At 38.9% G+C, this 11,640-nt stretch carries 6 protein-coding genes; 2 read left to right on the top strand and 4 right to left on the bottom strand.

What is annotated here, in order from left to right:
- Nucleotides 1–53 precede the first annotated feature (53 nt).
- Nucleotides 54–959, bottom strand: coding sequence for a MalM family protein (locus F0226_RS15280; protein WP_171736440.1), 906 nt, complete (start codon nt 957–959; stop codon nt 54–56).
- A 532-nt stretch (nt 960–1,491) separates the two neighbouring features.
- Here F0226_RS15280 and F0226_RS15275 point away from each other — a divergent pair.
- Nucleotides 1,492–3,375 (top strand): methyl-accepting chemotaxis protein, encoded by a 1,884-nt coding sequence (locus tag F0226_RS15275; RefSeq protein ID WP_171736439.1) that lies wholly within the window; start codon nt 1,492–1,494, stop codon nt 3,373–3,375.
- 56 nt (nt 3,376–3,431) lie between these two features.
- The gene (locus F0226_RS15270) at nt 3,432–5,087 is read left to right on the top strand and encodes an EAL domain-containing protein (protein WP_253820840.1); all 1,656 of its coding nucleotides are present in this window, start codon (nt 3,432–3,434) and stop codon (nt 5,085–5,087) included.
- A 626-nt stretch (nt 5,088–5,713) separates the two neighbouring features.
- Here the strand turns inward: F0226_RS15270 and F0226_RS15265 are convergent.
- From F0226_RS15265 to F0226_RS15255, 3 genes are read right to left on the bottom strand one after another with little or no spacing between them, the layout of a single operon-like run.
- On the bottom strand, nt 5,714–8,683 hold the full coding sequence (locus F0226_RS15265) for a tyrosine-type recombinase/integrase (protein WP_171736438.1): 2,970 nt from the start codon (nt 8,681–8,683) through the stop codon (nt 5,714–5,716).
- Nucleotides 8,680–10,905, bottom strand: a complete 2,226-nt coding sequence (locus tag F0226_RS15260; RefSeq protein WP_171736437.1) for an integrase — start codon at nt 10,903–10,905, stop codon at nt 8,680–8,682. The genes F0226_RS15265 and F0226_RS15260 overlap by 4 nt, the downstream gene beginning before the upstream one ends.
- A complete protein-coding gene (locus tag F0226_RS15255; RefSeq protein WP_171736436.1) occupies nt 10,898–11,476 on the bottom strand; it encodes a hypothetical protein in 579 nt (192 codons plus the stop codon). The genes F0226_RS15260 and F0226_RS15255 overlap by 8 nt, the downstream gene beginning before the upstream one ends.
- Nucleotides 11,477–11,640 lie beyond the last annotated feature (164 nt).

Below are 11,640 nucleotides of genomic sequence, written 5' to 3'. Positions count from 1 at the left end.
CTAAGAACTGAGGTGAAGTGAGAAAGAAGATAAACGACTGCTTTGAGTCTGAGTTACTGTGCTTTTTGATATTGCTTCATGGCGTCAACAAAGGTGTTTCGCATCCCCTCTATTCCTAGTCGCTCAGATTCTTCAACGTAAGTCAGTGCAGCACTGAAATCTCCAGATGAAACCGAGTTTTCTATAAGAGTTTTATAAACCTCTTTCTTAATCAGTGTATTTTCCGTTAATAAATCTGATTGGGCTATGGTTGATTCTGGAAGAATTTGTTGGACTCGATTTTGACGTTTTTGTTCTTCAGCAACGGTGGTGATAGCCGTAAAGTCAAAATCAAAAGTGATTTTTCCTATCGCAGAGTGGGGTATCGCGTAGTCCGTATTATGAGCGATGTTTGCTTGGACATCGCCAGAACGTATCGCCATATCACTTGGTTTTTCGACGGGAGTTGTTTCCGCGAGTGCTTCGCTGGTTGTGAATACGACCAAGTAAGCAGGAGCCTCGCCGTTCAAGTAACGTTCTTGCAGTTCTATTTGCGCACCATATTGTGCACCATCAAGCAGGCTAAGCGGCTGATACTTTATGGTTTCATTGCCAATGACATCTAAAGGTTGGTAGTTTTGATCTAAGACCAAAAGTGACGGAACGAACGCTGAATAATTAGCATTTGAAGTTACAGAAAAACGAATAGCATCTAGTGTTGTAGGAAGCTTAAGCCCTCCAGCAAATGAACGACCAGATTTGAACTCGACCCTAGGGCTTGCTGCGGTGATAGAAACAAATGTTCTTTCTGGGTTCGTGACGCTTTGATATTGAATAGTACTAAGGGTTTCGCAGCAGTTTTCGCTGTTTTGTAGTGACTCTAGCCCCGGAGAAGATTTGTGATAGCTAACCGGTGATTCTGTTGCTGTTGAACAAGCGTTGAGCATCAATACTGTTGGGATCATTGCTAGGTATTTCATAATTCCTCTCAGTTAAAAAATATACAATTAACTCAGGATGCTTAATTGATAATAGCTCCACTATACAAGAAAGCGCTTTCTTTTTGTTGATGAATGCTTGATTTAGAGAAAAATTAAGGGAGTTCTTAGAGAAATTAATTTGTGACTGCTTGGACTCTGATGTTTCAGATTCTAATCTAGAGGCACTGAGAAACCAACGTCGTCCCTAACTATTCTTCTAAGTTTTACAATGCGTTTTGCTCCAGAAGTTAGATTAAAAGTCTTTCTAGATCCAGTACTCAAGGGAATTCTGGTAAATCCAAAAAATTCTAAGTCCTATAACTCGCACGTAAGTATCCCCAATAATTGTGGATTCGAGGACCTTGGTATTACCATTGTGACTTTAAAGTGCTATGTATTATAAATTGATTTCGGTTTGATCGAAGTATGTCTTTAATCTGGCGAGTAATCTCTACTGTGTATAAATAACCTTGCATTTATAAATTCCGGTAATATTATAATGGAAAGAAAGCGCTTTCACGGATTGGTAAGTATGGGATTGAATAAAAAATTGATGATGATCTTAGGGTTGTTGTTTCTTATGGTAGTTTTAGCGATCAGTGGCTGGGGGTATAGTTCATTTAAAAAAGAGTCAACTGAAAACTACCGCCTCTTACTAGAGACCGAGTCTAAGCTTATTGGTTATGCTCTAGAGCAAAAAGTTGAACGAAATTTTGACGTACTTAAGACGGTATCTAATATTGTTGCAATATCGAGTAAAGGTGTTGCGGACTTACGTGAGCTCATGCATCAATTGGATTCGATAGTAGAAAATAACCAAGTCATAAACGCATATCTATCCCTTTCTAATGGGGTTACCTATTCCACCTCCACAAACGGAGTAGTACCTAACTTTAATGCAAGAGAGAAACAGCGTGAGTGGTTTGTCCGCATTTTTTCAGGCGAGTCTCATGTAGTCACTTCACCATATATAAGTGCTGAAGGTCATGCAGTTATGGCTGTGGCAGTACCCGTTCGAAGGGGGGGATTTGTTGTTGGTGCCTTGGTGACTAATATTAAAGTTAACAGTTTGACTCAGTTTGTTTCTGGGTTATCTCCGGACAATCAAGTTTGGGTTGCGCGAGAAGATGGGTACATCTTAGCTTCCAAATATCCAGACCTTCTAGGGAAGAATTTGTATCAAGAGCGACCTAGCTACGCTGCTTATCAAGACTCAGCTAAGAGTTCGCATTCTTACATATATGAAGGGCAAGAATATTTTGTAGCGTCGAATAAACTTACTAGTAATGGTTGGACTGTTTGGGGATGGCAGCCTTGGCAAGATATTACTAGAGCTTCAGAAGCTAATTTCTTATCCAGTTTGATGCTTTCACTAGCGTTAATTCTGGTGGCTCTGTTTGTTTTATATCTTTGCCTTAAGAAGTTTGTTTATGAGCCATTAGGTGGAGAGCCTAGGGAAATCATGGAGCTAATGGATTCTATTGCTATGGGAGATCTTTCGAAACGCTCATCATACAAAAAGCCGATTGGAATCTACGCATCGGTGTTTGGGATGTCTGCTAAGTTAAGAATTATACTCCAGGAAGTAAAAGGTGTATCTCACCAAGTAGGAGATGTTTCTGTGGAAGTTGATTCGGCAGCCTCTATGGTGAGTTTTAATGCTAAGGAGCAAATGCAGAACCTTGAGCAAACCGCTACTGCTATGAATCAAATGTCTTCAACTGTTGATGAAGTCGCTATAAATGCGAATAGTGCCTCTCTAGCAGCACAACAAGCTTACAGCAACGCAAGTAAAGGCATGGACCTGGTCAAATGTGTTGACCAAGGTATCGATACTTTGGTTAAAAGTATCGCCTTAGCTCAAGAAGCAATATTGGCTGTTGATAAAGAGACTCAGAGTGTTGGTCAGATTGTTGATGTTATAGAAGATATTGCTGAGCAGACTAATTTACTTGCATTGAATGCAGCTATTGAAGCTGCTCGTGCAGGAGAACAAGGGCGTGGATTTGCAGTTGTTGCTGATGAGGTTCGAAGTCTCGCAAGCCGAACTCAGACTAGTACTGCGCAGATTCAGGGTCTTATTAGTCAACTACAAAATGAGGCGACTCGCTCAGTAGACATTATGAGACTAAATGAAGAAGAATCGAGTTCTATATTGGTTTTTTCTAAACAAGCAACCGAAGCTCTCGGTACAATTCAAACATCTGTCTCAGAGATTCAAGATATGAATGTTCAAATAGCCACTGCGGCGGAGGAGCAATCGGTTGTTGCTGCGCAAATTAATGAATCAGTATCGGATATCCATACTTTGGCAGGGAAAACACACGAGGGTTCGTCAGAAAACAGGGAGCTTGCTAGTCAACTCAAAGTTGGCGCAAAAAAATTAGCAAAACAAGTTAGTCAGTTTAAGTTTTAGCTCGTTTATCGCTCTTGGCTGGCTGTTAACGTGAAGTCGTATGTTGAAAGATTATTATGGGTGGTTTGGGTGGTATGAATAGATTGGTTACGCCTCAAAGACTTGCTGGTTTATTTGACAGTGGCAGTGAAGGTTTATGGTTTATGAGTGATGATAATGTCGTCCAATTTTACAATAATACCTTCTATAAGCAGTTTAATGTGTCATTAACACACACAAAGTTTGATGATTGGCTTGAGTTAGTCCACCCTGAAGATAAAAGGCTATTAAAACAAGATGTTGATATTCATCAAAAAGATAAAGTTGATTCGCGAGTAACAACTCGATATCGAGTTAAAAATCGATCAGGTTGTTATGTCTGGATTGAAGCTACAGGGTTGAGGATCGAAGAACGTGGTGGGCTTGCTATGGTCGGCACTCATAAAGACATTTCTGAGGCTACTCTCATCAATGACTACTTGATGTACACGGCAGACCATGACTCTGAGACAGGGTTACCCAATCGCAAGTTGTTCCTTCAAACTTTATCTAAGTTGGGTGAGGAACAGTGCATTATTGTTTGTTGCTTAACTCATTTACGGCAGTTTCAAAGACAGGTTGGAGTTGACGCTACTCGTCAATTAGTTTCAATTTTAGTTTCAACTCTGGATCATTTTCTCTCATCAAAATATGAGTTATATCGTATTAGTTGGGATGTATTTATAGCTGTTGTGGAAAAGCCCTCAAACTATAGGGTGGGGGTAACATTAATGAGTCAAATAGAAAAAGATTTCCAAAGTCGGGGGCAAGAATGTAATTCGACGGTAATGAGTCGACTGGGGGTTGGGTATATTCCCGTTAAAAATATATCTCGGGATTTATTATTGAAAAATATATTTGATTTATCTGAATATGTCCGTTTGGTTCGGTCACCTATCGCGTACTTAGGTGATGAAAAAGAGGGTGTAGATCGTTATTTTGAAGTGCTAGATTCCCTAAAATATGGCATTGACTCGCATCAACTAAGCATCTCTTTGCAACCAATAGTTGAAGTTTCTACAGGGAGTATTATTAGTTTTGAAGCATTAGCTCGCTGGCAGCATGATAAGTTAGGTAATATTCCTCCTAGCGAGTTTATACCAATAGCAGAAAATATGGGCTATATCCATGCACTTGGAATGGAAGTGTTAGAGTTGGCATGTGAATTTTTAGATACGCATGATAATACAAGTCTCCAGAAGCCTCTTATTAATGTAAATATATCTGGGTATCAGCTTTTGAAAACAAGCTTTGTTGATGATGTTTTAGCTTCAACATTAAAATTTGGTATTAATCCTGAGCGTGTTGTAATAGAAATAACGGAGTCCTATTTACTTGAAGAAGAGCCTATAATAATGAGTACTCTCAACTCACTCCATAGGCATGGCTTTAAGCTATCTATTGATGATTTTGGCTCTGGTATGAGTGCTTTTACTAGTCTATATCGTCTTCCACTATATCAAATCAAGCTTGATAGAGCTTTGGCTAATGAAGTAATGAAATTGGATGCTTGCTCTAAGCTTGTTGCATATTTATGTGATTTTTGTTTGTTACAAGGTGTAAAACTTGTAGCTGAAGGTGTGGAGAGTAAAGAAATGCTGACTAAGCTGACTAGTTTGGGTGTGCCATATTTACAAGGTTACTATTTGTACAAACCTTCTTGGGCACATGCTTGGCTGGAGCGTTGTAAGTGATTCTATAGCTTAACCTTTGAGGGCATTGTTTCTTATCTAGAGTTTAGAGACAAAAGCCCTTAAATGCTGAATGATGATGCGAGAACTACCGTTCGGGAGTCCCTAACCCATTCAGGTTGTCCAGTACTTTTATTAGGTGTAAAACTTCTCCAATCAGAACGTTGTAGTTTTTAAGCTTAATATAACTCCAAAAAATATCTTAATAAGAACATCGTAGCTGGTTAGTTTTTTTTAACGAGGGAGGGTTATAAATCTGAGCTTAGCGTAGACTTAAATGATCAAATCATTGGGTGAACATTTTAGTTTCCTGATTTAGGAAACTGAGCCATTTAATTGAGGAAAAACATCTGATTTGGTGTGTGCGTATTTACCTGTGAAGCAATATAGAATGAAGCTTTTATAAGGTAACTATGAATTTACCATTAATTAATACACTAAAATACCTGTAGCAGATGCCATTTGACAGGAAATACGTGGGAGAACTATAACCTTTATGGTAAATGTTCAGATAAATAGAAGTACGATGCGCCATTGATACATTTAATTAGACTACCAACTTAAATGGTAGGAGAATTCAATTACGGTCAAATTCTGATTATCATCCCTTAATTTTTGTACCACCTTGCTTAAGTCATCATCATTATTCCAAACATATGAAATAGGTGCATCAAAAGAGGTGATGATTGCTTAATTTTGTATTCTTTATTATCTCGCATTTTAGGGTGGATCAATTCTAATCTCACAGCACCTTGAGTCTTTTTGCTTCGACCTAGTGATGTACGCTCATTAAATGTGCTTATGCCTTCTAGAGCTAAGACCCAATCGGCTTTTTTGACGCTTTTGTTAAGGTATTGGGTTGCTGCACGCCAGTGAGATTTCGGAATGAAAAGATGTGTAGTTTCGATAAATGTAGTTAGTTCATTAGGTGAGTTAAAATGAATACCAGAGCGAGAGATGCTTGAGTGGTTCAGTGCATATGAAATGGCATCGTTAATTGCAATTCGGTGAACATTATAATGCTTTTTCAATTCTTTGATGTACTGGTTCTGCATTTTAATTTCGATTGGCATTTTAAGTTCTGCTGGAACTAGCTTGTTTTGCCTTAATGCTGAAAAGTGACGCGAGTAATGAGCATTTTTCGAGTTTACGAATAATGCTTTGATAGAGCGCGCGTTGTTTATCCACTTGTCGAGTGTGGCTTCAGAGATCTTTAATCTTGAACAAATATCTTGGTTCAGGAAACCCTGTTGATGAAGCGTTAAAGCGCTGTGGCAGATCGGAATGGAAATGAGCTCCTTATCGTTGCTTGGATTAAGGATTGGCGCGATGCCGTTGTGAATATTGGATACACATGGCTCCACATGAAGCTTTCTGACTAAATAAGGTAATGCGTTTACCAACGTCCTGTGATTTTTTGGGGTCCTTTTAGGCAATAGACCAAGAAAGCTCATACTGGCTTTGGGTATTGAATAATCAGCAATGTTTAATTTTTGAGCGATAATCCAATCCGAAAAATGAAAATAGTATTCAAATGTCATTCTTGGTGATTCATGACCAGCGAACGCTGAAATGATATCGTAGCCGTTCATTTTCGACCGCCCAAACAATATGGTATATATTTTTTTCGTTTGTTTCTCATTATAGGCTGACATTTGATTTGGTAATGATGATGGCACATTGATTTCGAGTATTAGCTGAAGCCTGCTTATGCAACTATGACGCAGGTGATGAAACACAAAGTAGTCTAATTGAGATAATGATTTCAACATGTCACCGACGAACATAGATATTTGAAAAGCTTTGATTGGTAATTTAGGGTCGGATTCAATAGAAAAAAATGGACACTTCTTCCCCAAGTTTTTTTCCAATTTAATGTGCATATAACGGTTGATAATCTCTTCTTCATGCTCCAATAACATGGGGAACAGGGGCACCTTTCTCAAACTTGCAGCTGTTTTGTTGGTGCCTAAGTGGGTATCTCGGATTGATATCCATCCAATGTTTGACGGTTCGATATCTTTAACTCTAAGTTTCATCAATTCATTGAGCCTCAACCCACACCGGTATGAAATGATGCAAATGGACTTTACACAAAGCTTATCGGCATCATTTAAACCTGCTGTAGCCTCTATAGCATTGAGTAAACCAGTAAAGAGGGCTTCGTCGATAAACCCTGATCGGGTATGAGTTTGAGTTGGGTCGGTATGTAAATAATTGCTTGAAACTTTAGGGAAGGAGTAGTGCTCAACGCAAAAAGCGTGCAAGTCTTTTAGTCTACCTGCGAAATATTTTTTTGATTTGTTACTGGTATGGCTATCGATTGCTTGTTTATAAACATCTTCAAGTTCAGTACTACTCAATTCTTTTAATGAGAACTGTGCACAGATATAACACCATTTACGGCTGAGGTTTGAATGATAAGCTCTGATTGTGCTAACGCTGCATGTTTTGAGTTTAAATCGATACCAGCTAATTAAAGGGCAAATGCTAATTAATTGGTCATTGCCCGATATTGACATTAAAAGTGACTCTAATTTTTGCTTTAAGGTATTACTAGTCAGCACTTGTCCCATGTTTTTTGGATAAAGGCAATTTTTGAGTTCTTGATAGATATCGAGATGTTGTTCTCTATTTTTGTTGATTTTAGGATGTTTAATGCACGTAGAGGGTTTATTCGTATTGTAGGTGATGTTGGTTACTGGAAATACTGTTGGGTGGTGAAGCCTTGTCAGGTTGCTTGATGGGAGCCCATACGATTTTGTTCGACTCACTTGGTACTCAACCAATGCCTGACTGAGAGAAACGTGCGATTGATTTTCAGTGGCATAAACAGAGGTGCGGCAAAGCTGTGTAAACGTGAGTGAGTTTCGAGCTTTTGTTAGCACTGTTATCAATTGTTCTTTATCATTCGGTATATCCCAAGGTTGATGCTTCAAACGGTTCCAGACTCGTAGAAGACCCAGGGTAATTGTGTGGAGGTAGCATTGAAATTGGGTCACTTTAATGCCTCTAACTACAACATTGGTATTGAAGCGATTGGATTCAACGTTAACGCTTAGGTAAGGGTAACGACCCCAATGGTTTAATTGGATTGTTGGTGCATTAAGCATTTTTTGGAATGCGTAAACTACATCGGGGTTAGACTGACCGCTATGATAGATAAAGGAGAGAACAAGATTTCGAAATGCTTGTTGCTTAGATTGTACCGATGATTTTAACAATTCCTCATTGTACCAATAGTCATACAATTCAAACCCTTCCCAGGCTTGTTGCATCCAAGTGAGTGTTCGTAGTGGTTTTGGTGACTTATGTGTGACGATGTAACTGGGTGGGGTTACTTTCCAGCCATTGTGTTTCTTGTATTTTAGTACGTTACTCACACCAATATTAAAGGCGCGTCGATAATCCCCTATACGACCAAAGGTGTTCGCTATTTCGTCGATGTATTTATTCCATTTGTCGTAGAATTGTTGCCTCTCCGGTGCAATATCTGGATTTGGGTAATATTTTTCAAAAACTTGCTGAGACTTTCTGTTGATTCGTTCAATTTGGTTAAGTCTATTTTGTTTCCGAGCATTGACGCCTATATCTTTCATTCGGGAACCTCCACACCGATGTCTCGAAGATGTTCATCAATAACGTAAGACACTTCCATCATTTGCTTACTTGTTAATGAGCTGAAAGAATGAAAACTTCGTTTAGCTTGATTCATGTGCCCCATCCATGCATTTATCAACGTGGAATCAACCTGTTTGTTTGTTAATAATGTGCGAATGTGATGCCGAGCCCAGTTGGCCTGAAGAGGGAACTCTGAGTCAATAGAATATGAATAGTTCGCCGGTGTGCATGGCAACAATTGATCGTCTTTGAGATAGAAAAAAAGGTGGTTTTCCCCCTTAAGTATCTGCTGGTATTCTCGTGACAGGGAAGGGTTGTCATTACTGAGTTTTAGTAAGCGGTAATCACAATACTTTAAGTAAAATCGCAAAACTTGTCTCGCGGTCTCTGGAAGTTTAATGACTCGACTGTTGTCACCGACTCCAGACTCTTTATCTGAAATCCAATAATCCCCGGTGAGTAGGGATAAATGTTTCATTTTCCCAAACCAACCTGTTACAGGGCGATATCCTGACGCTAAAGAAAGGACCAGCTGAGTATAGGTTGTAATGTTATTGTGGAAGCTATCAGAGTTGCGCATCTTATGCTGTGATTTGAGGTTTGATTGCAGTTTGAAAAATAGTGACGAAAGTAAGTCAGTAGATAAGTGTAAGGGAGAGCCAACTAATGTAGATAACGGTACTTCCTCAAACTGTGTCAAACTTGATGGTTCACTGGAAAAATTAGATAAGAAGTCAAGATAGCGGTTGTATATACGTAGTGGTTCGGCGCTTGATAGTTGTAGGTAATAGATAGCAGGAATTGTTTTAATAGGGGCTCCAGTGATGAGCGCTACCATAGTTGTATCAATATTTTCATGAGACAGCTTTTGTTTCAAATATGAAGATACCTTTCTCAAAGTGAGGTGCGTTCCTTGGAGTTTATTGATATGGCTAAGTAAGTTCTTTAAGTCGGTATCTGCTACGTTACTGAATGCTAGGTTTGTCTGGTTTTGGCATATGATTGGCGGTAATGGTAGCCAAAACTCGTCAGATACATTGGGTAGTAATGGTATTAACTCATTACGTTGTTTGAGTGACGGGAGTTTGTGCTTTCTACGGAATCCAACGATTTTCTTATTGTGGGCTCGTTTGGGTTTGATTTTTTGAGCTTGTCTATATGTGCTACCAGTAAAAAACATTATCAGAAGTAACTTAGCAGTCATTACGGCATTAGTATCCGTTTTAATTTGTTCGAGACAGTACCGAACGAGTGAGCCTACTTCAAAGTTAGTCATACTCTCTATATCACACGCAAGGCTCATATCCCTTTTCATTATTCGAGATTGAATAGCGCGTGCGTTTAGTGCTCCTGCCGCGTAACCATTTTGAGCGTGGTTATAGATGCTGACGATACTGGTTGTTCTATAGCTTTCTCCATGATGGTCTTCTTTTTGCCAACTATGAGTTATAGATTTGGGTGCTTCATCAAACTGTTTGAGCTCAAACAATACATTTTTTCCATCACTATCAAGTGTCTTTAGTTCTCCTGCTTCTAACCTTCCACTTTTTTTGAATTCATTGCTGGTGACATTTCGAGAATAACCGTCTGTGTAGTTTAGCGAGGACTCATAAGGTCGCCGATAATTATTAAGTTGATTGATGACCTTAGTGGCTAACTTGTTCTCATTTTCTTCGTTGACTAGTTTATTAAAAGTTACTACCAGTTGCGGAAAGTTGAGCTGGTATATATCTGGCAGGTAAGCGGACATATTTTCTCTGTGTCCTAATGAGAACTGGCGTACGTCATCACAGATGGCCTTGATCTTCGGTTGGTGAGTGCCAATAAAAGATAATCTTGCTGCACATAAAAAAGATAGTGCTTTGTATTGATCAAACTTCTGATGGTCGTAGGACGTCAATAAAAGATCGGAAGTTAAAAACGCGGGTAGATAATGAATGCCTAATTGTTTTTTAACTTTGATAGTTGCAAGTACGTTATGAAGTTTTGCGGTATTGGAAGTGAGTTTATGCTTTTGGGCTTCGCTGATTAGAAAATCAATTTCTGGAAAATCACTTCGATATTCAGGGCGTATAATTGAGCATAACCTTATTACTTCTAGTGCTATGAGAGAATTATCAGCCGCATTGAAGGGGTATAGCTTCTTGAGAAATTGCTCAATATTTTTGTGTTTGAAACGTTCCCTTATCCCTTCAATCATTATGTTTTTGCTCCATAACGAGTTGCTCAAATATTGAAAGTGTCACCGAAGGTGATTGCTGGGGTTGATGAGACTTGGTGTTTTGCTGAGCTAGCGCGCTTCTTGAAGTATGAGTGAGACCAGAAAGTTTTGTTTGACTTAGCATGCTTTTACAAAAAAGTGCCTTTAATATCTGTTTAGGTGCTTGTCGATTCAGTGTTCTTCGGAAGTCTTCAGCAGATTTTGAATCGAGTGAAGACAACATCGTGCGGATCACCGCTAGCCAAGAGCGTTTTCTTATATCTTCATCGCTCATATTGTCATGAATCAAAACTTCACAGTCGACAAAGTTGAGCGTTGTTAGTGAGAAGCTGAGATATTCAAAACCAGAAATAATCTCGATTCGATTTCCAGAACCTCGTACAGCTTGAAGCGATAAACCAAGGCTAAGCGACTCTAATTGCGCTAGACCTATTTCTGTTTTATCAACCCAAAATTCACGTGAATGAAAGAATGAAAACGCGGGTAGGGCTGCTGTGTGAATAAAGAATTCTAATCTTTTCTTCCTGTGTACCGATAAAATATGCGGCATTTCTATACCCAATGCTATGAAGAAGTGTACAATAATTGTACATTTTATTGGGGCTCAAAATGAAATTAAATGGTAAAAAATGTTTAAATATGAGACATGCGATTAGTGGTTGATTGATACTAAGTAATTGAAAATAATGATTTTGATATGATGTGTGGTTCAAA

Source organism: Vibrio sp. 99-70-13A1 (genome assembly GCF_013114625.1).
In the GTDB taxonomy this organism is placed as follows: domain Bacteria; phylum Pseudomonadota; class Gammaproteobacteria; order Enterobacterales; family Vibrionaceae; genus Vibrio.
The sequence above is the reverse complement of the archived record's forward strand: the minus strand, read 5'-3'. Positions and strand labels throughout refer to the sequence as shown.

Coding starts and splice junctions, on each gene's coding strand:
- F0226_RS15270 (WP_253820840.1), top strand. CDS start 3,432: ATGGGTGGTTTGGGTGGTATGAATAGATTGGTTACGCCTCAAAGACTT.
- F0226_RS15275 (WP_171736439.1), top strand. CDS start 1,492: ATGGGATTGAATAAAAAATTGATGATGATCTTAGGGTTGTTGTTTCTT.
- F0226_RS15265 (WP_171736438.1), bottom strand. CDS start 8,683: ATGAAAGATATAGGCGTCAATGCTCGGAAACAAAATAGACTTAACCAA.
- F0226_RS15280 (WP_171736440.1), bottom strand. CDS start 959: ATGAAATACCTAGCAATGATCCCAACAGTATTGATGCTCAACGCTTGT.
- F0226_RS15260 (WP_171736437.1), bottom strand. CDS start 10,905: ATGATTGAAGGGATAAGGGAACGTTTCAAACACAAAAATATTGAGCAA.
- F0226_RS15255 (WP_171736436.1), bottom strand. CDS start 11,476: ATGCCGCATATTTTATCGGTACACAGGAAGAAAAGATTAGAATTCTTT.